This is a genomic window from Capnocytophaga sp. oral taxon 878 (assembly GCF_002999135.1).
Classification (GTDB): Bacteria; Bacteroidota; Bacteroidia; order Flavobacteriales; family Flavobacteriaceae; genus Capnocytophaga.
The window spans coordinates 1,917,478-1,942,000 of sequence record NZ_CP027229.1 but is presented as its reverse complement, the minus strand read 5'-3'; the positions used below and the strand labels follow the sequence as shown (position 1 = coordinate 1,942,000).

Below are 24,523 nucleotides of genomic sequence, written 5' to 3'. Positions count from 1 at the left end.
AATGGCTCTTCGTACTACGACCTTTGGCAAAAATGATCAAAGGAACTATATACTAAAAGCTACCTCCTTATTGTTAACTATTAATTGTAAATTATTAATTGAAAAGATGGTTCTCTTCTTTAAAAACCCAAAAAACACTATCTATGTGGTAGCTACCGAAGCTACCCTCTCTGAGGCCAACCTCAACAAACTGAAATGGCTGTTTGGCAATGCCCAACAACTTAACCAGCCTACCCTTAGTGGCACTTTCATTGGGCCTCGTGCCGCAATGATTACCCCTTGGAGTACCAATGCTGTGGAAATTACCCAGAATATGGATATTCATGGAATTACCCGCATCGAAGAGTTCCACGAACTAACCAACCCCGATACCCCTTTCGACCCTATGCTCTTTGAGCAATACAACGGTCTTACTCAAGATAGCTTTACCATAGCTATCACCCCACAAACAACACTTGAAATTGATGATATCGAGGCGTATAACCAGCAAGAGGGGCTTGCACTAAGCGCTGAAGAAGTTGCCTACTTAGAAAATTTATCTAAACAACTGGGGCGCAAACTCACCGACTCAGAAGTGTTTGGTTTCTCACAAATCAACTCCGAACACTGCCGCCATAAAATCTTCAACGGTACTTTTGTTATCGATGGTGAGGAAAAGCCTTCTACCCTTTTCAAACTCATTAAAAAGACTTCACAAGAACATCCTAATAGCATTGTTTCCGCTTATAAGGACAATGTGGCTTTCATCCAAGGGGCTACCGTCGACCAATTCGCACCCAAAAGTGCCGATAAACCCGATTTCTACGAAGTAAAACCTTTTGAGGCAGTGCTCTCTCTCAAAGCCGAAACTCACAACTTCCCTACTACTGTAGAGCCTTTCAATGGCGCTGCTACAGGTTCGGGAGGTGAAATACGCGACCGTCTCGCTGGCGGACAAGGTTCTTTGCCTTTGGCAGGTACGGCGGTATATATGACGGCTTACCCCCGATTAGAAGAAGACCGCCCTTGGGAAAAAGGAATGGCTGAACGCCAATGGTTGTACCAAACGCCAATGGATATCCTCATCAAAGCCTCTAATGGGGCAAGCGATTTTGGTAATAAATTCGGGCAACCACTCATTACGGGCTCTCTCTTTACCTTTGAACACGAAGAAGGCGGACGCAAATTAGGCTTTGACAAAGTGATTATGCAAGCAGGAGGCGTGGGGTATGCTAAAGCCTCACAAGCCATAAAGCACACCCCTCAAGAAGGCGACAAGATAGTTATCTTAGGTGGTGAAAACTACCGCATCGGTATGGGAGGGGCAGCTGTATCATCTGCCAATACGGGGGCTTTTGGCGCAGGTATCGAGCTCAATGCCGTACAGCGTTCTAACCCCGAAATGCAAAAACGCGCTGCCAATGCGATTCGCGCAATGGTAGAATCGGACGAAAGTCCTATCGTTTCTATACACGATCACGGAGCTGGCGGACACCTCAACTGTCTATCGGAACTCATAGAAGAAACCGGCGGTAAAATCGACTTAGACAAACTACCCGTAGGCGACCCTACCCTATCGGACAAGGAAATTATAGGTAATGAATCTCAAGAGCGTATGGGATTGGTATTGCCCGAAAAGGCTATTGCTAAACTAAAAACTATTGCCGACCGTGAGCGTGCGCCTATGTACGAAGTGGGCGTGGTTACCAGCGACAAGCATTTTAGCATTGCTTCTGCAAAGAAAGGTACCCACCCAATGGATTTAGACCTCAGCGCGCTCTTTGGCAGTTCGCCAAAAACTGTAATGACCGATGAAACAGTAGTTACTAATTACGAAGAGTTACACTACTATGCAAGTCAGTTACAGAACTATTTGGTACAAGTACTGCAATTAGAAAGTGTGGCTTGTAAAGACTGGCTTACCAATAAGGTAGACCGTTGTGTAGGGGGCAAAGTTGCCAAACAGCAATGTGCAGGCGCACTACAATTGCCTTTGAACAACGTTGGAGTTATGGCTTTGGACTACAATGGCAAAGAAGGAATCGCTACTAGTATTGGTCATTCGCCTCTTACGGCACTCATCAGTCCTACCGCAGGCAGTCGCAATGCCATTGCCGAAGCACTGACTAACATTGTTTGGGCACCACTGAAAGACGGCTTGCAAAGTGTATCGCTTTCAGCCAACTGGATGTGGCCGTGCCGTAATAAAGGAGAAGACGCACGTTTGTACGAAGCTGTAGAAGCCGCTTCTAATTTCGCAATTGAATTGGGTATCAATATCCCTACCGGTAAAGATTCCCTATCAATGAAACAAAAATACCCCGACGGTGGTGATGTAATAGCCCCAGGTACAGTGATTATTTCGGCGGCTGCCCATTGTAATGAGGTACAAAAAGTGGTAGAACCCGTATTGAAACGCAATGGAGGCAACATTTATTATATCAACTTCTCGGGCGCTCATTTTGAATTAGGAGGTTCGGCTTTTGCCCAAGTGTTAAACAAAATAGGCGATAAAGCCCCTACCGTAACAGATGCCGAAGGCTTTAAAACAGCTTTCAACGTAGTACAATCACTCATAAAAGAAGGAAAAATACAAGCAGGACACGACATTGGTAGCGGCGGACTTATCACAACGCTTTTAGAGATGTGTTTTGCCGAAAACGACTTAGGAGCTACCATTGATTTGAGCGGACTCTCTGCCGATGAAGACCTTGTCAAAACCCTTTTTGCTGAAAATGCAGGGGTGGTAATACAAGCCGATAGCAGCATTGAAGCTACTTTGGAAGCACACTTCTTAGAATGGGCTAATATAGGTGAAGTAACTACTTCACAAGAACTTACCATTCACCATTTCGGAAAATCGTACCATTTCAATATCCCCGAATTGCGCGATGTGTGGTATCTCACTTCTTATCTGTTAGACAAACAACAAACTCAAAACAACAAGGCTACCGAGCGTTATCAAAACTACTCTGAGCAGCCTTTACAATACATTTTCCCAGCGCATTTCACGGGCGAAAAACCCGCACGCCCCGCAGGCAAACGCCCTATAGCGGCAGTGATACGCGAAAAGGGTAGCAACTCCGAGCGCGAAATGGCAAATGCCCTTTACTTAGCAGGCTTTGATGTGAAAGACGTACATACCACCGACCTTATCAGCGGACGTGAAACCTTAGAAGACGTACAATTTATAGGGGCTGTAGGTGGTTTCTCTAACTCGGATGTGTTAGGCAGTGCCAAAGGTTGGGCAGGTGCTTTGCTCTACAACGAGCAGGCTAAAAAAGCATTGGATAATTTCTTTGCCCGCCCCGATACCCTTTCAGTAGGTATCTGCAATGGCTGCCAGTTGTTTATGGAATTAGAAGTCATCAATCCTGAGCACGCAGAGCACGGCAAGATGTGGCATAATGATAGTGGCAAGCACGAAAGTGGCTTTGTATCGGTAAGCATTCCTGAGAACAACTCAGTGATGCTCTCCACCCTTGCAGGTAGTACTTTAGGGGTATGGATATCACACGGCGAAGGGAAATTCCACTTGCCATTGGCAGAAGCCGAATATAATATCGTAGGTAAATACGCTTATCAGGAGTACCCTGCCAATCCTAATGGTTCTGATTACAAAACTGCTATGTTATGTGACAAAACAGGGCGCCATTTGGTAACGATGCCCCATATAGAGCGTTCGGTTTTCCCTTGGCAATGGGCGTACTATCCGAGTGAAAAAACAGCGGTTAGTCCTTGGTTAGAGGCATTTATCAATGCCCGCAAGTGGATTGAAGCACGTAATGCTGAATAAAAATGGCAAACAAAATCTTAAAAAGAATTGTATTATAAAATTTAAAATTACGCTAAAAGGGGCTTATTTAGCCCCTTTTATATTAAACTTTTGTTAAACTTGAATTTTTGCTTGACAACTAACGAATTATTCGTACATTTGCATCGCAATGAGGGTGGTAGCTCATTGTAAACTTCAAATAATAGTTTTCATAATTTAAAGTTTTGGTTGGTTAATGAAGAAGTCCGATAATTCTTTTATCGGACTTTCTTTTTTTTATAGGTAATAGCTATAAGTAATTAGTGAGAGTGATGAATGATTTTGTACCCAATATTAAAGTACCTGAAAGTTTTAAAGCGTTTTTAAACACTATTGAAACTGAAATAGCTACTATTCCTGAAAAAGGGTCCCTTTCTTGGGGGTGCTGGATGTGTGAAGAACTATGGCAACAAAGCCAATTACAAATACACCAATTCTTTAAAGAAAATGAAATAAAACTCTTCAAAAATATACTTTCTTACCTTTGGCAGATAGTAGATGGAAAAGCTACTAAAACACTTCATTCCCTTTTAGATTATTACCAAACCCTACAAACGGTTGATACTTTACATTTAGATTTACCTGACCCTGATGAGAGGGTAGTTTATGAACTTGTAGCGTCTTTAAAAAGTATGCTGCAATATGCTATTGACCCAGAAAATAATTGTGCCTTACAACTCTCGAAAGCAGTTATTAGTGTTATTGATACGCGCTTACAGATAGAAGATAAAGATATTTATACCCCTGAGGGATTTGCTGATGCTGCTTTGCAAAACGAACTTAAAGCACAGCTTTATATGGTTTGGATGCTTCAAAAATATAAGCACATAAAAAGCTTTGATAAACATCTTTTTCGTAATGGTAATTTCCCTAAGTTAAATCGTGAAAAGGTAATTGCTATTGTGGAAGCTTATAGGCAAAATTATCCTTCTCTACAAAAAGATGCACTTACACACTTGCAGTTCACACCTTCTTGGGATATAGAAGGCTTGGTATGGATACTAACCAGTGAGTATGAACTATTTGGAGAACTTCGTGAATATTGGTATGTAGTAAGTGATAAAACTGCCCAAGTAGCCTACCTTTTCAATGAATATGGAGATAAAAATCTTCATATTATACCTCCTAAGCCAAAGAAGAAAAAAAGAATACACGGTGTGAGAACAATAGATTATTAGGCATCTTACCTAATTGTTGCTTTTTAGGTGTTGTAATACTTCTTCATAAGCTAATCTACTTATAGGAAAATATTGTTCCTTATTTATAAAAGCTATTTGCAAAAGCTCTGCCCAAGACGCACGAGGGTTGAGGTTGATTTCTTCAGAAGTAAAAAATATTATAGGTAGTTTTCTTCTTTTTCAAAATTACTACCTATCCAAAGATGTATTTGATTGTATCTGTCCATAAATTAATTTACTCTTCTTTTTTTAAAGGATAAGGATATGCCAGTACTGCTAAATAGGTTTCTTTCTCCTTATCTGTTAGGTTATTATAATATTCATCATCGGTAAGTCGTGCCTCTATCATTTCCATTATATAGCTATTGAGAGTGGTATAACGATACTCACGATAGGGAGCTATGGCTAATACTTTTCTAAAAACTTCGTTAATTAGTGGGCTGCCTCTGAATATATCGGCTTCAAAGTCATCGCACTCAAACTTAACAAAGTGTAGCAGTTTTAAGAGTGCATTAATTTCAGCCCAATTAAGGGTTATGGTTTCTGTAGGGGTGTTGTTGTTTTGGGGTGTTGTTGTCATATCTTACATATTTTATAAATTCCACCGATAATCGTCTAAAAATCCTTCGGCACAGCGGTATTTGGTATAGAATATTACTTCATTACCCTCAATTTTAAGATCAAATATTTTAGTGGCGTTTTCTTTAAGACATAATTGAAAGGCGGCAATTTTTTCTTCAGCTATATCGGCAAGAATAGGGCTAAAGGTTTCTATACATTGGTGGTATTCCTCACAAAGGCGGATAAGTTCTTGGCTTAACTTATTTTCGAGCATAATAGCGCGATAACAATAGGGGGCATTGGGTACTTTGCTAATATTTGTTATCAGGGCATAATCGGGGTGAGAGGGTGAGAAAATAGAATCGGGAGTGAGCATAGGGCTTTTTGTTGTTCTATATTGGATAAAAAATCAAGTGATTGGCAAATTTGATAAAACTGATTATAGTCCATTAGCCCTCATTATCTATTTCGTTATTAAATATTTCTTTGGGATCGATGAGGTCGAGTTCGTATAGCTGGGGAGAGGCTTGGTGTAACTCTATGTGAATATAGGCATTGAGGGCTTCGTAGGTTTCATTGCCTTCCATACGTCCTGATACGTAAAATTTCACTGAAAAGCCTTTATATTCTGCATTGTTAAAGGAGTTGCAAAGGGTAGGTTCTTCATAGATACACTCTAAAGATTCACCTGTTATGATAGCTTGTGTTTCATAGGGTTCGGAGAAAATTCCGTAGCCTATAGGTCCTACTTGCTTACCTATGGGGAAGGGGGAGAGGGAGGCTTGGGTAACAATGAGTCGGTAATAGGCAGGAATGAAGCCCCAGACGATATACATTAGTCCTTTATGGGCTAAAATTTCGGAGATATTGGTGGTTTCTATAGAGGGTGACAAATCACTGGGGAGAGATTGTAGTGAGAGGTATTGTGGTAGTTTTTCTTTGTTGATGATGACAAAGCCCATTTCGGTAAGGAAATTTAAGCTATGGGCTAATACTTTGAAATCTTGTTGCAAAATTTCACCTTGGGTTTCGATATATATAAATGTGGTGCGGATGGTATCTGAGAAGGAGCGTATATGGATTTTTTCTACTTGTATTGTGGAGGAGAAAAGAGTGTTATTGATTTTAGCTATGGGGTGTTTGACCTTAAAATGGGTGACTTTTTTGTGGATAGTGAGTGTTTTTTGATAGGTTTCCTCTCCAAAAGCACTTAGAAACTCATCATTAAAGGTAGTATTATGACATATTACTACTTGATTTTTTATGTTTTTGCTTTCTATATCGACTGTAAAGGGGGTATTGTCAAGTTCGAAGACTATTTTTTCACTGTCTTTGCCAAAATAGCTATAAGAAAAAGGGAAATTCATACTGTATAGTGTTATTTTCAAATATAGGGCAAAGGTAGTAAAAATTAGGAAATTAGCAAATTTGGGAATTAGCAAATTTGGGAATTAGAGTGTGGAAGGGGATGTTTTTGAGAAATATGCAATGTTTTGGGAGTTTTGTTGCGGATAATGCAAAGAGAGGGATTGGATGTGAAGTAACTGGAAATCAAGGAAGTAATGTTTGTTGTTGGTTTATAGTTCGTTTATCCTTCGTTTATAGTTCGTTATAGGTTCGTTCATCCTAAGGGATAGTTGGAAGGAGGTTGGTAGTAAAGCTATCTGATTATCAGGGGAAAGAGATTAGGTAATAGGAGGGAAGTATTAGGAATTAGGGGGGTGAGTGATTTTGAAAGATTGGCAATAAAAGTGAGAAATAGATGAGAATTGTTTAATATTAGGTTTGAAGGAGGTAGTTTTTGGGGGAAAGGTAGGGTAGGGGTGGGGGATGGTGGGATACTGGGGGGATGGATAGTTATACAAAAGAGGCTGCTTGTGGGCAGCCTCTTCGAGATTGAAAACTAACTTACTTAACTGTAAATGAGCAAATAACAACTATTAAAAACACTAAAAAAACAACTCATCTACAGTAAATATTAAAAACGAAATATAAAAACACTATTGTTATATTCCTTCAAACAACGGTGCAAAGGTATGCATTATTTTGAATGTATCCAAATAATATGAATAAAAAATTTTATTTCTTTGGTTATTGAAATTAATTTAGTACCTTTGCAACAGATAACACAATAACTAATGATTGCTAATAAGTGGATAAAAAAAGAGCTTAATTAGCAAATAAAAAAAGTAAAAATAATGGATATTATCATTGCAATTGATGGATACTCATCGACAGGGAAGAGTACCACTGCGAAAGCTGTAGCTAAGGCACTTGGCTATGTTTATATTGATACGGGGGCTATGTATAGAGCGGTGACCTATTTGGCACTTGAGAAAGGATATGCATCGACCTCGGGGATAGAGGTGAAGCCTTTGATGAAGGCGCTTCGGCAATCGGAGATTAAATTTGTATATAATGCGGATTTAGGTTTTTCGGAGATTTACCTCAATGGGAAGAATATTGAGAATGAGATACGCGGTATTGAAATAGCGAACTGGGTGAGTGAGGTGGCTAAACAACCTGAAGTGAGGACTTACCTTGTAAACTTGCAACGCAAATTGGGCGAGCAGAAGGGTATTGTTATGGATGGACGTGATATAGGTACGACTGTATTTCCGGAGGCGGAACTTAAGATATTTATGACGGCCTCGGAACAAGTACGTGCTGAGCGGCGTTATAAAGAGTTGCAGAATAAGGGGGATAACTCATCATTTGAGGAGGTGTTGGCTAATATTCAGCACCGAGATCATATAGATACGACGAGGAAGGAATCACCTCTTAAGAAGGCTGAAGATGCTATAGTAATTGATAATACGCATCTGACAATTGAGGAGCAGGTAGAGAAGATATTGGCATTGGTTAAGAGGTAAAAAGTTTTAATTTTGCTGTATTAGACTTGCTAATTAGTGAAATAATTGTACCTTTGCGGTAAATAAGAGATTATTATCTGTTTTTAAAATGAAAATACTTTACCTTCACGGGTTGGATAGCACGCTTCAAGAAGATAGGCGTACAGTGCTTTCGACTTATGGACAAATATGCGCTCCTGAGTTGGACTATAGGAATAGTCCGAACTTACTGAGTGTTTTGAGTGAGGAATATGCAGATGTAACAGTAATTATAGGTTCCAGTGCTGGGGGATTGGTGGGTTATTACTTGGCACAAGCGCTTTTGAAGCCTTGCTTGTTATTTAACCCAGCTATGACTTATCAAGATCAAGTGCCTACGAAAGTAGAACCTAATCCTCATTATGCTGCCTATATGCAGGTGGTGATAGGCTTGCAAGATAGTGTGATAAACCCTTGGGAATCACTTGAAGCGCTTAAGAATAACTTACAGTTGCGCCAGCCAGCAGAAATACACCTGATAAACACGATGGCGCATAGTTACCCCATAGGTATATTTGAACAAGAAGTAAGAAAATTCTTTGAAAAAATAAAAAGATAAGAAGAAATAACAACTAATTATTTGCGAAACGAATTAATATGTATCCATTACGACGTAACCGCCGCTTGCGTGTGAATAGTACCATACGCAGCCTTGTACAAGAGACTATTTTAAGCCCTAATGATTTTATTGTACCCTTGTTTGTAGTAGAGGGGAAAGGTATAAAAGATGAAATTCCATCGATGCCTAATTACTATCGTTATAGTCTTGATTTGCTAACTAATGAAGTAAAAGAGCTTTGGCAATTAGGACTTAAGTCAGTTCTTTTATTTGTTAAAGTACCTGATAACCTAAAAGATAACAAAGGGGCAGAAGCTATAAACCCTAATGGCTTAATGCAAAGAGCTATAAAAACAATTAAGGATGCAGCTCCTGATATGCTTGTAATGACAGATGTGGCTCTTGATCCTTATTCGGTCTATGGGCACGATGGTATTATTGAAAAAGGTATTGTGCTGAATGATCCTACAGTTGATGCTTTATGCCAGATGGCATTATCACACGCTCAAGCAGGAGCAGACTTTGTGGCTCCGAGTGATATGATGGATGGACGTATACAGTCTATTAGAGAGACTCTTGAAGATAACGCTTTTGAGAATGTAGGGATTATGGCTTATAGTGCTAAATATGCTTCGGCTTTTTATGGTCCTTTCCGCGATGCTCTTGATAGTGCGCCTGTTGATGAGAAAGATATTCCTAAGGATAAAAAGACTTATCAAATGGATCCGCATAATCGAATCGAAGCTTTGCGTGAGACTCGTATGGATATTGAAGAAGGTGCCGATATAGTAATGGTTAAACCAGGATTGCCTTACCTTGACATTGTACGTGAAGTGAAGAATATGAGCGAAGTACCTGTAGCAGTGTATCAAGTATCAGGAGAATATGCTATGCTAAAGGCTGCAGCTGCAAATGGTTGGCTTGATCACGATGCCGTAATGATGGAACAGCTTGTTAGCATTAAGCGTGCTGGAGCTGATCTTATAGCAAGTTACTTTGCTAAAGATGCTGTAAGATTACTTTAGAAAATAATTGAACTAATTATTCCTTTGTTAGAAGAGGAGTATATAAAAACTAAGGCTACTTTTATTTTTTTTGTAAATTAATTTTAATAGATTATATATTCTTTTAATGAAAAAACACTTTTTAACACTCACCACTATAGCTCTTTTAACCGCTTGCGGAGGAGGTGCGAACAACAATAATAATACTGAGAGTAATAATGGTACACAAGCAAGCACTTCAGCTCCTGCGACTTCTGCCCCTGTAGCTCCTGCTGCTGATTTTCCTGACTGGCAGAACAACAAAGGAGTAAATCCTATTACGCTAAATCCACCTCTTTCTGACACTCCTGATGCTGCTCTTGCAGCTAAAGGTGAAGAGATATTTAACTCTTATTGTATTTCTTGTCATCGTCCTAAAAAACGACTTACAGGTCCCGCTATGATAGGTTTGTTTGATAGACGTACCCCTGAATGGGTAATGAATATGATCCTCGTACCTAATAAAATGGAACAGCAAGACCCTATTGCTAAAAAACTAGTTGAAGAGTACAAAAGCTTGATGCTAGATCAGCATCTTACTGAGCAACAAGCTCGCGAAGTATTAGAATACCTACGAACAATAAAGTAAATAAATGATAATCAATAAAAAATCCTGCTGAGTATAATTAGCAGGACTTTTTTTATATAAAAAAGGCTCTCCCTTTTGGAAGAGCCCTTTTTCACAATGCATATAAATACTACTACTAACTCCAAAATTGAATATTTTGAAAACTTTCAAAATATGAATATTGTTACAATAGTTTAATAAATGATTTAGTAATTCAATTTTTTTCAGTTTGTTTTTTTTGTTGATGAGTGAGAATGTCTTATTAGTAATAACAATGTTTATTTAGCAATCTCTGTATTTCTCAAACTTCTGTTTTAATGAATAATAGTAATTTTTAATCTAATTTTTATCTAACAATGTTTCTTATAGCAATTCAGTAATTTTCTTTAATTCAGTCTTTTAAAGCAATTCAAAAACAATATCATTTATTATCATTTTATGCACTAATTGTAAGTTTTTAACTAACTCCCGTCTGCTAAACCTTACATTATAAGTATAGAAAATAATGTGCCAAACTATGTTTTTAAATGAATTTTTAATATAGATTGCTGATTACCAGTCGTTAACAAGAATCTTTATTACTTATAAAAAGTTCAAAAATCTTATATTTGTATATACACTATACGGTTCTTTTGTGTAATATCTTAATAAAGTACTCATTATTCTTCTTTTATGCAGAGCTTTACCTTTTCTATCTTAGTTTGTGAACATGATTCAATAGTTATTATAAAAGGTGGTATTTGTATTACTTCTCCTTGTATAGGTATTTCTTCAGTGTGCACTAAAATAAAGCCTCCTAGCGTTTCATACTCTTCACTTTCAGGTATTTCTAACCGATAAGTCTCATTTAAGTATTCTACCTTTAAACGTGCCGAAAATAAGTACTCGTTCATTGATATTCTCTCCTCAATGAATTTCTCTTTGTCATGTTCGTCTTCAATCTCTCCAAAAAGCTCCTCTACTATATCTTCTAAAGTTACAATTCCCGAGGTACCTCCATATTCATCCAATACTACTGCCATACTTTTGCGCTTACGAGTCAGTAGGTTTAGTACTTCATTAATTTGGATTGTTTCGGGTATATTTACTATTGGTATGAGCACATCCTTAATATTCTTAGGTTTTTTGAACATATCAAATGAGTGTACATAACCTAAAATATCATCAATATTTTCTTTATATATCAGTATTTTTGAAAATCCAGATGATACAAAAGTAGCTATCAGCTTCTCTATAGTTTCATTTAGCTCTACTGCCACCAGCTCTGTGCGGGGTATCATAATCTCACGTGCTTTTACTCCCGAAAATTCCAAAGCATTCTGAAACATCTGTACCTCACTATCTACCTCATTCTTCTCAGGGGCATTTTCCATTTGCTCCGAAATATAATCTACCAACTCTATTTTACTAAATGACAAAGGCACATAATCTCCTTTTGTTTTGAAGAAAACTTTCAGCACAAAGTCTGAAATCCACATTACAAAGCTTGAAAAAGGATAAAAAAGCAAATAAAAAAAGTATGCAGGCAAGGCAAATACTTTCAGCAATTGGTTTGCGTAAATCTGAAAGAATACCTTTGGCATAAACTCAGCTGTAATAAGTATAATAAGGGTTGAAATAACCGTATGCCATACTACATTTTGAAAAAAAGGCGGTAACATTGCAGTCATAACTTTCCCCATTTCAAAGCCATACACTACCAAAGCTACATTATTTCCTACTAGCATAGTAGCCAGCAGTTTTGATGGCTTACATGTTAGCTTGGTTAGTACATTTGCAATAATACCTTCTTGCTTTTTTAAAATTTCAACGTGTACTTTGTTAGATGACACGTATGCTATCTCAAAGCCCGAAAAAAAAGCTGAAAGTACAAGTGTTATAAGAATAATAACAACAGAAACAGGGTCAATCATAATGATATATAGTTATAAACTTAAAAAACTTTGTCAAAGTTCCTAACCTTGACAAAGTTAAAATTCTTTATACTGAATCCGTCTCCAGATTCCTTATTTAGTAAGTTTTGCTTTTACTACCAATTCAATATCATCATTAATAAATTTGTCCTTCAAATTATCAAATACTGATTTTGAACCATAGTTCACGCCAAAATCTACACGATTAATCTTAAATGGCTCCGAGTCAATAGCCAATTTAGTATCGGTAATAGTAACAGTTGCTGGAAACGAAACCTCTTTAGTCTTACCTTTTACAGTAAGGTCTCCAGTAAGCGTTTTACCATCAAAACTCTTAAATACAAAAGTAGCGGTAGGATATTCTTTTACGTTAAAAAAGTGATCTACTTTTTCTGGGTCAGTACCTTTAAGATGTGCCTCAAGGTCTTCTTTCCCTTTCCCAGCTTCTAAGTCAAGTACAGTAATGGTATTCATATCCATTACAAACTCACCTTTAGTAATAACTCCATTTTCTACATCCACACCTCCAGCAGTAACGTTAATAGTACCATTGTGTTTCCCAGCAGGTTTTGTGCCTACCCACTCCACTACCGAGATAGGACTTACTTTATAAGCAAACCCTCCCTCTACAGCCTCAGGCGTTGTAGTTTGTTCAGTAGTTACAGTCTGTGTATTAGTGTTTTGGTTGTTAGTGGTGTTGTTGCAGCTTGTTAAGGCTACAGCGGCAATAGTTGCCAAACAAAGTGTCATTTTTTTCATTGGTAAAAATTATTTTAAGTTATTCTAAGTGCAAAAGTATAAAAAAATATTTAACTAGCAAGCTCCCAAAAAAACTTAACTATTTCTTCCCTGTTACTTGAGTTATCAAACTTACTTTCTTCTTCTTATTCTGCTGCTTTTGATACTCGTCAAACTGCATAAGCAGGTTGTTGTTAGCACGAATAAGCGCATTAGTTTCAAGCAAAATACTAAAATAAAGCTTAGTAGTTTTATGGCTTGTTTCAGTAGTGCGTATCCGGTCTATTTGTTTCTGCACCATTTTAGAAAGTTGGTCTTTAAGTTCCTTACATTCCTCAAAAATCGGAGTAAGTTTATTGTAATCATCACCTTTAAAAATCTCTGCTTCAGCTTTGAATACACTCTCCATCTTGTCCGAAATATATTTCAAATCTCTTAGCTGATTAAATTTCAGATTCTTATGGTTATTATTCACATGCTCATAACTATTTAGTGTGATAGCCGTTAGGCACTGCGCCATATCTTGCAAGTAATCCAAAATAAGAATATAAAACTTGCTTGAAGCTACCGAGCTTTCGTTCAATGATTTTATAAAGTAATACACATTCCCTTTCAGCTCATCCAATTCTTTTTCTAATTTCTTAGCGTTCTTCTTGTTTTTAGTAAGTTTGCCTAAGTCTTGTGTGCCAAGGTTCTTCACTACTTTACTATACAGCTGGTCAATCCGGAAAATCGTTTCCGATACGTATGTCGAACTCTCTTTAATCACCCCACCAATGGTAGCAAGGTCAGCTCTCTCAAAGCGTTTCCCTTGCGCCTTAGCTTTCTGTTTATTTCTATAAGCAATAGCATTCCTAATAAGTAAAAACCCTACTACCATAATCATCAAGATGAGTCCTATTACACTACCGTAATACAATACCCCTGCCACCAAGAAAGCTCCTATAAAGGCTACGATAGCTGTCAAAAACCACCCGCCTATCACATTTAGCACTCCTGCTACACGGTACACAGCACTATCACGTCCCCAAGCTCTATCCGCCAATGACGACCCCATAGCCACCATAAAAGTAACGTATGTGGTTGATAGCGGCAACTTGAATGATGTTCCTATCGCTATCAAACTACTTGATACCACAAGGTTAATAGCTGCCCGTACCAAGTCAAAAGCAGGCAAATCCTCCTCTTTCACATTAGGGTCTTCCTCTGGTTTCTCAAAGCGTCTATCAATAGCATCACTCAGCTTCTTAGGCATTATATAGTTCACCCCATTAGCACAAATCACAGTAATACGCACTAAAAAACGCGACAAAAAGTTCGATGAAAATTTCTCATCACCTCCCTCGCTTTGTCTTGAAAGGTTCACACCAGTATCTATCACGTGGCGCGCTTTCTTTGAGAACCATAGCGTAAGTATCATTACAAAACCAGTAAGTAACAATATAGCCGTAGGCGTGCTAATATCATTGTCCGATAAAGCATTCATCAGCAGCCCATTATGCGCCTCGCCCGATGTATGCCATATATCGTATGATTGGTATGCCGCTACAGGTACCCCAATAAAGTTCACCAAGTCATTCCCCGCAAACGCCATCGCCAAAGCAAAAGTACCACTAAGTATAATTACCCTGAAAATATTAATCTTCATACGGATAAGTACCTGCGATAGCACCGAAAAGAAAATAAAACAGCCGATAAGTAGCAAGATAATATTATTATCCATCCACATAACGGCTTCTTTAGGAATAAAAGCAACATCCTTTAGTCCCTTAAAAACAATAAAGTAGGTCAGTCCCGTTAGTGATAATCCACCAAACACCCCACCTACATACTTTACTTGCTCCTGATATTTAAACGAAAAAATAAGCCTAGCCAAATATTGCACTGCAGTACCCACCGTAAAGGCAATAGCTACCGAAGTGAATATCCCCATAATAATCTTGCCAGCCTCTCCAGTATTAATGTAGTCAAAAGCTCCCAGTAATGATTCCCCACTGTTAAAAGTCTTAATAGTCGCCACACACATAGCAGCTCCCAAAAGCTCAAACACTATCGATACAGTCGTCGAAGTCGGTAACCCTATACTATTAAAAAGATCAAACAGCAATATATCTGCCAAAATAACCGACATAAATATCACCATAACCTCGTTAAAGTAAAATAGCTCCGGATTAAAAATACCCTTCCTTGCTATTTCCATCATCCCACTGGAGAACATAGCCCCTATGGCAACCCCTACACTCGCTACAATCATAATAGTACGAATAGTAGCCACCTTCGAGCCTACTGCCGAGTTCAAAAAGTTAGCCGCATCGTTGCTCACACCCACCACCAAATCAATCACGGCAAGTACCAAGAACACGAACAGCATAAAAATGTATACTTGTTCCATAACACTATACTAGTTTCGTGCTGCAAAAGTACAAAGTTTTTTTTATATCACAAAAAAAAGAATTAGGTTTTAGTTCAAAAAAATGATTGCCCATACTGTTTCAGGAGTTATTTTTATTGCTCCCCCGTTTTTATGTTCATCAAGGGCTTTTACAATTTTATTTCCTGTTTCTTCCAAATAAGTTTTCCTTTGTGAGGCGATTTGCCAATCGCCCCTACAACGTCACTATAAGTTCCTTTACACTACAACTTGTATAGTACAATGCCTTGGTCTATTGTTTTGTCTTTTATAATAGCTCTTAGTTGTTCATCAACAGTCATTCCTTCGGGAATTTCGAAGCTTCTTAGGGTTTCTAAACTCTCAGGGCTAAGCTCTCCTACAAAATAGTCACCATAAACGTTGCCAGCGGGTAATAAAATTACAGGTGGTATAAAATTAATATTGCGTCTGGGGTTATATTCTGGTTCAAACGATACTCTTATCACTTCTTGGGTAGCTTTCAGGTAGAAAAAGAAATCATACATCAACTTTCTATCCCCATTTTTTGCACGGCTTACTAACTGAAACGATATGGCGTCTGCAGTTTCACATACAGGTTCGCGAAGAAGTTCTAAATAGTTGTCTACTACAAATTTTTCAGCCTGAGTAGCTTTATCCAAGAATGAGGCTTTCCAAACGGTTTTGGGATGTTGTATTACAATATGAGGAGTATAAGTACTATCCGAAAGTATGGTGTAGGTTGTATCTGAAAGTTTAGGGATAAAGAAAAGATTATCGTTATTTACCCTTAATTGATATTGCCCCCCAGCAGCATCTTTTTGTAAAGGATAGGCTTTAAAACCCTTATACTGCACTGTATCACCATAACTTACTATTAAGGCGTATTCCTCTTCTAACCTTTTTCCAAGCAAACCAATACACGATGCATTAAATCCAACTCCTTTGTGTTTGATTGAAAAAGTTCCTATAAAGCGCACCTCTTTTTTTACAAACTTGCCATCTAAGGTGTAGTAATGCATATACCGAACGCTATCAGTTACCACCAGCAAAGGAGTTTCGTTATTTTCATCTATTGAGATGGCGAAAGGCTCGGTATATTCACCAGGACCTTGTCCTACTCTTCCTGCTTGCCCTATGTAGTTACCTTGCATATCAAAAATATAAACACTTTTAGTTTGAAAAGTATCCAGCACAAAAATTCTGTTTTTGTACACCAAGATATAGCTAATTTCGCCTATAGGTGTGCCTGTTTTCTTCAAAGGAATATATTGTACGTCCTTAACGTATTGCATAGTAAAATCGAGGATACCCATAGTTTTATAGTCAAACAAATTTAGATTGCGAATAAATAAAAGATTTATTATCTTTGCATTGTCTATGGAACTAACAGTGTCACCAACAGAAATAGAGGAACTTAGAAAGCTCCAACGCAACTTGCAAGGTCGCTCGGATTATGCCCGAGTTACCTGCATTTTGATGCTTTCTATGGGCAATACTCCTATTTTTGTTGCTGATTGCTTGGGTATAGACATTTCTACTGTTTATCGTTATCGTTCCTTATATCTTGAAGGAGGACTAGATAAACTCCTTGAGAATCGTTATAGAGGTTATCAAGGTCTGCTTAATATTTTTCAAATAGAATCCTTAAAACAAGAGTTACGCACACATCTTTATACAGATGCAAAACAAGTATCTCAATGGGTTAAAGACACTTTTGAAGTTACCTATACTCCACAAGGAATGGCTGATTTACTTAACAGAATTGGTTTTTCCTACAAGAAAACAACCGAAGTGCCTTGTGAAGCGGATCCTTTAAAACAAAAACTATTTGCTGAAGCACTCTCTAAAATTCTTCAAGAAAAGGAAGAAGGGGATGTGGTGTATTTTGCCGATGGTGTTCATCCTACGCACAACAGCCGTTCCACTTATGCTTGGATAGAGAAAGGTAAAGAGTTTCAACAACCAACAGTTAGTGGGCGTGATAGAGTGAATATTAATGGTTTACTTAATGCTTATGATGTTACAGATGTAATAGCTCTTGATTGTGAATGCGTTAATGCAGAATCAACAAAAGAACTTTACGAATTAGCTCTTAAAAAGCATCCAAACGCTAAAAATATTTATATTATATCCGATAATGCTCGCTACTATCACAATAAAGAACTTCAAAACTGGGTAGAAGATAATAGAATCAAGCAAATTTTCTTGCCTCCATACTCTCCGAACCTCAATTTAATAGAGCGCTTGTGGAAATTCTTACGAAAAAAAGTAATCAATACGGGTTTCTATCGGAACAAGACAGAATTCCGAGATGCTATAAGGAATTTCTTTGATAATATACATACTTATAAAAAGGAGTTAGAGTCACTTCTAACTCTCAATTTCCGTTTGATAAATTCGCAAACCATTTCTTTTTGACTATAACATTATCCGTTTTTATAATTGTCATAGCAGGGTTAGCAATGTGTTTCATCTCTTTGCTTTCCATTACGGCTTGTGCCATAGCTCCCCAATCTCTTCTACTTTTAAAACTCTCTTTCTTGTTTTGGCAAGCTGCTATAAGTAATAACAGCATAATGTAAAAAATACTTTTCATAGGTTTTTTTTATTTTTTTAAGAAGAAATGTTATCTGAAAAAAGAATACCAACATTCAAGTTATAAACACAACTTTTTTACTTTGTTTCTTCTTATTCAATAAGTTAACATAGCCTTCATCGTTAATTGCTTGCAAATATATTTCTTTTAGACCATATAATCAAATTTTTTTTAACAAATCTCATTTCCTTATATCGAAATAACGAAAAAAAAAGAAAACTAAAGTCACCCCTCCAGCCTACATTATAATGTCCTTCAGCACCAAGCGCCCAGCCCCCAATAAGTAAAGAACCCCTAATGCGGAGTAGGCATATCACCACCCAAATCAGGAACATACACCTCCCAAGTAGTAATAAGCAATGAAAACGTTACAATACTCATTCCAAAAGTAAGTAACCCACCCCCATCCCTCCAATTAAAAAAATCGCATCTATTTCTCATTTTTATTGCCAATCTTTCAAAATTTCTTCCCCCTTCTCTTCCACCTCTTCTCTCTTACCTCTTCCCTAATAATCAGCCCTTTCCGCCCCAGTCTTTTACCTCTTACCTCTTATCTATTACCTACTTTAAACGAACCTATAACGAACTATAAACGAACTGTAAACGAAGGAAAAACCTCACCCGCCTGATTTCCAATCACTTCACCCCTAACTCCTCCCTTTGCATAATTCGCAACAAAAAGAACAAAAACTCACATAATTTTCATTATCCTCTAATTTCCTTCCCACACCCCCTCCAGCCTTATTCTCTCTTCTCTCTTAGCTCTTACCAACTAAAAAAAGCAGCCAAGAATACTCCTCAGCTGCTTTTTTGTCGTTTATTCTTTAATAAACTAAGTAAAGTTCATATCAAACTTCTTATCTCTTATCTAAAAAATCATTCTTGAAATCTAAAATAATCGTGGAAATGGTTAATAAGGTTTTTAATATACTCATTTTCATTATTATAGAAGAAATAAGCAAATGCTCTACCTTTTTTGTAGTTTATAAACTCCACCTTATAACACTGATCATACTTTTTTAAGGGAGCATCTAAATACTCCTTAAACACCCTTACAGGATATGCCGAGCCTATATCCGCCCTATACTCTTTAGTATTAACAGAGCGCAAGGTACCCTTTGTGATATCGTATTCTAAAGGCATAATACATTTAGGCACCTCATTTTCTTTCACAAATTTCTCCCCATTTAATGTAAAAGGCACAATAGCAAGAGCCACCAATACATCTTGCTTTGTATTAGCTATTTGCTTCAAGATAGTCCCTGCTATATAATTTGGGTGTATAACGATATGACTTTTTTCAAGAGCAACCTCCTGAAAGTTTTCAGGCATTTTGAATACCATATCAGCATTCTTTAAAAAATTACCAAATGAAATTTCATATTCTTGAGCCTGTCCTTCTTGCATAACACCCAAAGTAACTATAATACTAAGGATAATAGTCAAATATTTCACAACTACACCTCCCATCCCTATAGCCTTACAAGGCTTCTTCTGCTGCATGCTTAGTACATCCATTTTCTCTTCTAGCCCAGCCAGCGCCCAGCACACCTGTTTTTCGTTATTCTTTGTCATACTGAAACAATTTTTAATTATAATGCGCCACAAAAGTATACATAAAAAATATAATAACCAAATGTTTTCGTAACTTTTTTAAAAGGAGACTGTAACTTTTAGTTACAAAACGAACTTTCTTTATACCATACCAACCCTATTATATTTAGCTTAAAGAAGAATTTTTAGGACTTCACACTAACTCCCATTCCCTAACTCCTAATTTTCATTATCCTCTAATTTCCTTTCCATACCCCCTCCAGCCTCATTCTCTCATCTCTCTTAGCTCTTACCAACTAAAAAAAGCAGCCAAGGATACTCCTCAGCTGCTTTTTTGTCGTTTATTCTTTAATAAACTAAGTAAAGTTCATATCAAACTTCTTATCTCTTATCTAAAAAATCATTCTTGAAATCTAAAATAATCGTGGAAATGGCTAATAAGGTTTTTAATATACTCATTTTCATTATTATAGAAGAAATAAGCAAATGCTCTACCTTTTTTGTAGTTTATAAACTCCACCTTATAACACTGATCATACTTTTTTAAGGGAGCATCTAAATACTCCTTAAACACCCTTACAGGATATGCCGAGCCTATATCCGCCCTATACTTTTTAGTATTAACAGAGCGCAAGGTACCCTTTGTGATATCGTATTCCAAAGGCATAATACATTTATGCACCTCATTTTCTTTTAAAACTACCTCCCCTTTAAATCTAAAAGGCACAATAGCAAGGGCTACCAATACATCTTGCTCTGTATTCACTATACGCTCCAAGATAATCGTAGTTACATAATGAGGGTGCAAAACCATAGCTTTTTCTTTAAAAGCAACCTTCTGAAAGTTTTCAGGCATTTTGAATACCATATCAGCCTCCTTTAAAATATTACCAAATGAAATTTCATATTCTTGAGCCTGTCCTTCTTGCATAACACCCAAAGTAACTATAATACTAAGGATAATAGTCAAATATTTCATAACTACACCTCCCATCCCTATAGCCTTACAAGGCTTCTTCTGCTGCACGCTTAGTACATCCATTTTCTCATCTAGCCCAGCCAGCGCCCAGCACACCTGTTTTTCGTTATTCTTTGTCATACTGAAACAATTTTTAATTATAATGTGCCACAAAAGTATACATAAAAAACATAATAACCAAATGTTTTCGTAACTTTTTTAAAAGGAGACTGTAACTTTTGGTTACAAAACGAACCTACTTTATGCCATACCAACCCTATTATATTTAGCTTAAAGAAGAATTTTTAGGACTTCACACTAACTCCCATACCCCAACACCTATCCCCTAAAAAAAAGACAGCCAAGAATATCTCTCAGCTGCCTTTTTAATTGAAATAATTTAGTTTTCTTTTTTATTATAAATCGTTATTATTTTGATTTCTTGCAATTAGCCAAAATACGTCTTGCTGCTTCCGAAGCTGCTATAAGCCCTCCAGCCGACATTATAATGTCTTTCAACACCAAGCGTCCAGCCCCCGATAAGTAAGGGAAACCGTAATGCGGAGTAGGCATATCACCACCCAAATTAGGAACATATACCTCCGGAGTAGTAATAAGGAATGAAAGCGTTACAATACTCATACCAAAAGTAAGTAAGCCACCAACTAACCCAATCTTAGCCGACCAAATACCAAGCAAAGTAAGCAAGCCTATGAAGCAAATAAAAGCTCCCAAGCCATAAGAGAATATATAGGTATTATTCTCCTTATGCCACTCAATGTTAGCCTTTACCATTTTCCCCTCAGGGTTTTTGTGTAGCTTGTATTGTGCTACCTCTTTACCTTTGTTAGCCTCGCCTGTAACACCATTCTCATCAATAGCAGTCTTCCCCGAATTAGCGTAGAAGAAATTCATAAACGGACTGTTAGTCACAAACGGAACAATACCATCAGCCTCGTATTGGCACACCTTTAAGCCACCAATCCAAGCCATTACAATAAAGATAGCTACCCTAATAAAATTTACAAAATAGCGTTCGCTATCTACCAAAAAAGATAATAATTTTTGCATACTGTTTATTTTTAAAATTACTTAAAACCGACTGAAAATAACAATGCGTATTTTCAGGGTGCAAAATTACTACCTATGCGCCAAATAAAAATGGATAAATAAGGTCATTACATAGACTTTTCAGCAACTACCGAAATGCCTACGCTCTCGCGGAAGTGTTTAGGCGATAAACCCACATTTTTTTTGAAGAATCTACTAAAATAAAACTCATCGTCAAAGTTCAAATCAAAAGCAACTTCTTTAATGCTTTTGTAAGTAAGGTGCAGCTGTTTTTTAGCCTCCAGCACCAATCGTTCTTGTAGTAGTTTTGTAGGCGTTTTGCCTAATAATTTCTTTAGTTTTTTGCTAAAAGCATCAGGAGTAAGATGCAGTGCATTAGCATAAAAAGCAAGGTCGCGTTGCTCTATAAAGTGCTCCTCTATAAGCTCCTGAAAGTCCGTAACCAAGCTGTGTTCTGCTACCACAGGGGCTTCTGTAATAACAGTACTCTTCTCCTTGCTTGATAAGGCCAATACAAGTTGCAAGTATGAGCGCAATACAGCCTCCGAGAATCTATTCTTCTCATTCAGTTCCCCCAAAATACTCTTGAACAACGATTTTATTTCCCTCCAAGTAGCATCAGTTACATTAAAAAAAGGCTGCAAAAAAAGGGCATTGAACAGAAATCCGTTACAAGCCACTTCCTTTTTGTGATATTCTATACAATAAAAATCACCGTGAAACTGCAAAAGCTCTCCAGCAGCCTCACTACCTTCCTGCCACCAAAAATGCTGGTAAGGCGACAGAAAAAGCAACACATTACCACTGTAGGTGTAAGGAGTAGCCTCTACCGAAAAGCTCCCCTCTCCACTTATCATAAATATACAATAATTCTCCACACGTAAGGGTGTGGAGAATTGTTGTAAGGTAATATGTTCTACCGAAATATTATTCATAAATAGCCGCAATACCAGGCAGTACCAAGCCTTCAAGGCTTTCAAGCATAGCACCACCACCAGTTGATACATAACTTACTTTGTTTTCAAAACCAAATTGTTTTACAGCAGCTACCGAGTCTCCTCCACCTACAAGTGAGAAAGCTCCTTTTTTAGTAGCCTCAGCCACAAAATCACCTACTGCAATAGTACCTTTAGCAAAGTTAGGCATCTCAAATACACCTACAGGGCCATTCCACAAAATAGTCTTTGAAGCAAGTAATACCGATTTGATATTTTCAAGCGTTTTAGGGCCAGCATCCAATCCTTCCCAACCATCAGGTACATCAGTTACAGGCACTACTTGTGTGTTAGCATCATTGTTAAAATCATCAGCAGCCACCACATCAATAGGCAAATGCACTTCCACACCTTTAGCCTTAGCTTTAGCAAGAATATCAAGGGCAAGGTCAAGTTTATCATCTTCACATATTGAGTTACCTATCTTGCCACCTTGTGCTTTAGCAAAAGTATAAGCCATACCACCGCCTATAATAAGATGGTTTACTTTGTCCAATATATTCTCAATAATAGTAATTTTTGATGATACCTTTGAACCTCCCAAAATAGCAGTTACAGGTTTCTCACCAGTTTTCATCACCTTCTCTATACTCTCAATCTCTTTAGCAAGCAAGTAACCAAAGCATTTATTTGCTCCGAAGAATTTAGCAACAATAGTAGTCGAAGCGTGAGCACGGTGAGCCGTACCAAAAGCATCATTCACATAAATATCACCCAGTTTAGCCAATTCTTTTGAGAAACCTTCATCACCCTTTTCTTCTTGGCTATAGAAACGTAAGTTCTCAAGTAGTACAATACTACCAGCAGGAGCAGCAGCCACAGCTTTTTCAGCTACTTCGCCCACACAATCATCTACGAAAATAACCTTCTTGCCCAATACTTTTTCTACCTCAGGTACAATATGGCGTAATGAATACTTATCATTGCGCTCACCTTTTGGTCTTCCCAAGTGGCTCATAAGCACAGCAATACCACCATCGTTAAGAATTTTAGAAATAGTAGGCTTAGCAGCCTCAATACGAGTGTTGTCAGTTACGTTAAAATTTTCATCTAGTGGCACATTAAAATCCACACGAATAAGGGCTTTCTTGCCCGCAAAGTTAAAATTGTCTATGGTCTTCATATAGTAAAATGAATTATTATATTTTTTCAAGGCACAAAGGTATAAAAAAAATATCAATAAACAATTAATAACGAACATTTTTTTATTCCCCACCCATCCTCTTCCTCCCTACACTCCCAAAGTCTTTTTACCTCCTTCCTATTATACTATGCCAAACAGAAAAATTTTCTGTTAGAGCTATCTTGGAGCTACCATAGAGCTACCATAGAGGAATGATGGAGCTTAACCTAACAATATACAAACCCTCAGTTTCTGCCAAACAACCTAAAAACAGAAAAATTTCCTATTTTTGACATCAAAAACAGAAAACAACATTTTCCCATTACCGTCTCTTTTCTTTACCACTACACCTCTCCCTGCCTACCTCTCATCTCTTCCATAAATCAGGTATTAAAATTAACAATAATTTAACATTCATATAAGTTCTTGAAAATAAAATAGTTACAAAAATACACTCCTAAACTAACACCTCTCAATCTCAAAAACTTTTGTTACCTCAAAAAAAATATACTAATTTTGTGGCATTAATTGTATGTGTAAGTTATTATACGCATTTTACACATTATTTTTTACTACATACAACTTAAGGA

General features: G+C 37.4%; 20 protein-coding genes and 2 pseudogenes. 7 read left to right on the top strand and 15 right to left on the bottom strand.

What is annotated here, in order from left to right:
- The first annotated feature begins 106 nt into the window (after positions 1–106).
- Positions 107–3,775 (top strand): phosphoribosylformylglycinamidine synthase, encoded by a 3,669-nt coding sequence (gene purL / locus C4H12_RS08715; RefSeq protein ID WP_106099456.1) that lies wholly within the window; start codon positions 107–109, stop codon positions 3,773–3,775.
- 290 nt (positions 3,776–4,065) lie between these two features.
- On the top strand, positions 4,066–4,971 hold the full coding sequence (locus C4H12_RS08710; RefSeq protein ID WP_106098572.1) for a hypothetical protein: 906 nt from the start codon (positions 4,066–4,068) through the stop codon (positions 4,969–4,971).
- 33 nt (positions 4,972–5,004) lie between these two features.
- Here C4H12_RS08710 and C4H12_RS13980 read toward each other — a convergent pair.
- The 4 genes and pseudogenes from C4H12_RS13980 to C4H12_RS08690 all read right to left on the bottom strand — a co-directional run.
- Positions 5,005–5,133, bottom strand: a pseudogene (locus C4H12_RS13980) (transcriptional regulator); the annotation flags it as partial.
- A 73-nt stretch (positions 5,134–5,206) separates the two neighbouring features.
- Positions 5,207–5,551, bottom strand: coding sequence for a hypothetical protein (locus C4H12_RS08700; RefSeq protein WP_106098571.1), 345 nt, complete (start codon positions 5,549–5,551; stop codon positions 5,207–5,209).
- A 12-nt stretch (positions 5,552–5,563) separates the two neighbouring features.
- Positions 5,564–5,908, bottom strand: a complete 345-nt coding sequence (locus tag C4H12_RS08695) for a hypothetical protein (protein WP_106098570.1) — start codon at positions 5,906–5,908, stop codon at positions 5,564–5,566.
- A 73-nt stretch (positions 5,909–5,981) separates the two neighbouring features.
- Entirely contained in the window at positions 5,982–6,899 is a 918-nt protein-coding gene (locus C4H12_RS08690; RefSeq protein WP_106098569.1) for a hypothetical protein, read from the bottom strand.
- 831 nt (positions 6,900–7,730) lie between these two features.
- Here C4H12_RS08690 and cmk point away from each other — a divergent pair.
- The 4 genes from cmk (at position 7,731) to C4H12_RS08670 (ending at position 10,614) form a co-directional block, all read left to right on the top strand.
- Positions 7,731–8,405, top strand: a complete 675-nt coding sequence (gene cmk, locus C4H12_RS08685; protein ID WP_106098568.1) for a (d)CMP kinase — start codon at positions 7,731–7,733, stop codon at positions 8,403–8,405.
- Positions 8,406–8,493: 88 nt separating this feature from the next.
- Positions 8,494–8,982, top strand: a complete 489-nt coding sequence (locus C4H12_RS08680; RefSeq protein ID WP_106098567.1) for a YqiA/YcfP family alpha/beta fold hydrolase — start codon at positions 8,494–8,496, stop codon at positions 8,980–8,982.
- A 38-nt stretch (positions 8,983–9,020) separates the two neighbouring features.
- Positions 9,021–10,007, top strand: coding sequence for a porphobilinogen synthase (gene hemB / locus C4H12_RS08675; RefSeq protein WP_106098566.1), 987 nt, complete (start codon positions 9,021–9,023; stop codon positions 10,005–10,007).
- 106 nt (positions 10,008–10,113) lie between these two features.
- Complete coding sequence (locus C4H12_RS08670) at positions 10,114–10,614, top strand: cytochrome c (RefSeq protein ID WP_106098565.1); 501 nt, start codon at positions 10,114–10,116, stop codon at positions 10,612–10,614.
- A 638-nt stretch (positions 10,615–11,252) separates the two neighbouring features.
- On the opposite strand, the gene C4H12_RS08665 is transcribed toward C4H12_RS08670, so the two are convergent.
- The 4 genes from C4H12_RS08665 to C4H12_RS08650 form a co-directional block, all read right to left on the bottom strand.
- Positions 11,253–12,506 (bottom strand): hemolysin family protein, encoded by a 1,254-nt coding sequence (locus C4H12_RS08665; RefSeq protein ID WP_106098564.1) that lies wholly within the window; start codon positions 12,504–12,506, stop codon positions 11,253–11,255.
- 93 nt (positions 12,507–12,599) lie between these two features.
- Positions 12,600–13,265: a YceI family protein gene (locus C4H12_RS08660; RefSeq protein ID WP_106098563.1), complete on the bottom strand. Its 666-nt coding sequence runs from the start codon at positions 13,263–13,265 to the stop codon at positions 12,600–12,602.
- A gap of 79 nt (positions 13,266–13,344) precedes the next feature.
- Positions 13,345–15,636: an inorganic phosphate transporter gene (locus C4H12_RS08655; RefSeq protein ID WP_106098562.1), complete on the bottom strand. Its 2,292-nt coding sequence runs from the start codon at positions 15,634–15,636 to the stop codon at positions 13,345–13,347.
- A 242-nt stretch (positions 15,637–15,878) separates the two neighbouring features.
- Complete coding sequence (locus tag C4H12_RS08650) at positions 15,879–16,967, bottom strand: 6-bladed beta-propeller (protein ID WP_129588225.1); 1,089 nt, start codon at positions 16,965–16,967, stop codon at positions 15,879–15,881.
- Positions 16,968–17,013: 46 nt separating this feature from the next.
- Here C4H12_RS08650 and C4H12_RS08645 point away from each other — a divergent pair, with 46 nt between their 5' ends.
- On the top strand, positions 17,014–18,054 hold the full coding sequence (locus C4H12_RS08645; RefSeq protein WP_106097921.1) for an IS630 family transposase: 1,041 nt from the start codon (positions 17,014–17,016) through the stop codon (positions 18,052–18,054).
- On the opposite strand, the gene C4H12_RS08640 is transcribed toward C4H12_RS08645, so the two are convergent.
- The 7 genes and pseudogenes from C4H12_RS08640 to pgk all read right to left on the bottom strand — a co-directional run bounded on the left by C4H12_RS08640 (position 18,014) and on the right by pgk (position 23,933).
- Positions 18,014–18,232: a hypothetical protein gene (locus C4H12_RS08640; RefSeq protein WP_129588224.1), complete on the bottom strand. Its 219-nt coding sequence runs from the start codon at positions 18,230–18,232 to the stop codon at positions 18,014–18,016. The genes C4H12_RS08645 and C4H12_RS08640 overlap by 41 nt on opposite strands.
- Positions 18,233–18,470: 238 nt before the next feature.
- Positions 18,471–18,634: pseudogene (locus tag C4H12_RS08635) on the bottom strand (DUF417 family protein); the annotation flags it as partial.
- A gap of 474 nt (positions 18,635–19,108) precedes the next feature.
- Positions 19,109–19,807: a hypothetical protein gene (locus tag C4H12_RS08630; protein WP_106098559.1), complete on the bottom strand. Its 699-nt coding sequence runs from the start codon at positions 19,805–19,807 to the stop codon at positions 19,109–19,111.
- A 379-nt stretch (positions 19,808–20,186) separates the two neighbouring features.
- Entirely contained in the window at positions 20,187–20,885 is a 699-nt protein-coding gene (locus tag C4H12_RS08625; RefSeq protein WP_106098558.1) for a hypothetical protein, read from the bottom strand.
- Between the two features lie 288 nt (positions 20,886–21,173).
- The gene (locus tag C4H12_RS08620) at positions 21,174–21,815 is read right to left on the bottom strand and encodes a DUF417 family protein (protein WP_106098557.1); all 642 of its coding nucleotides are present in this window, start codon (positions 21,813–21,815) and stop codon (positions 21,174–21,176) included.
- A gap of 107 nt (positions 21,816–21,922) precedes the next feature.
- Positions 21,923–22,750 carry a helix-turn-helix domain-containing protein gene (locus tag C4H12_RS08615; protein ID WP_254424847.1) on the bottom strand — a complete coding sequence of 276 codons (828 nt, stop codon included), beginning with the start codon at positions 22,748–22,750 and terminating at the stop codon, positions 21,923–21,925.
- The gene (gene pgk / locus C4H12_RS08610; RefSeq protein ID WP_106098556.1) at positions 22,743–23,933 is read right to left on the bottom strand and encodes a phosphoglycerate kinase; all 1,191 of its coding nucleotides are present in this window, start codon (positions 23,931–23,933) and stop codon (positions 22,743–22,745) included. Before pgk ends, C4H12_RS08615 begins: the two co-directional genes overlap by 8 nt.
- Between the last annotated feature and the right edge of the window lie 590 nt (positions 23,934–24,523).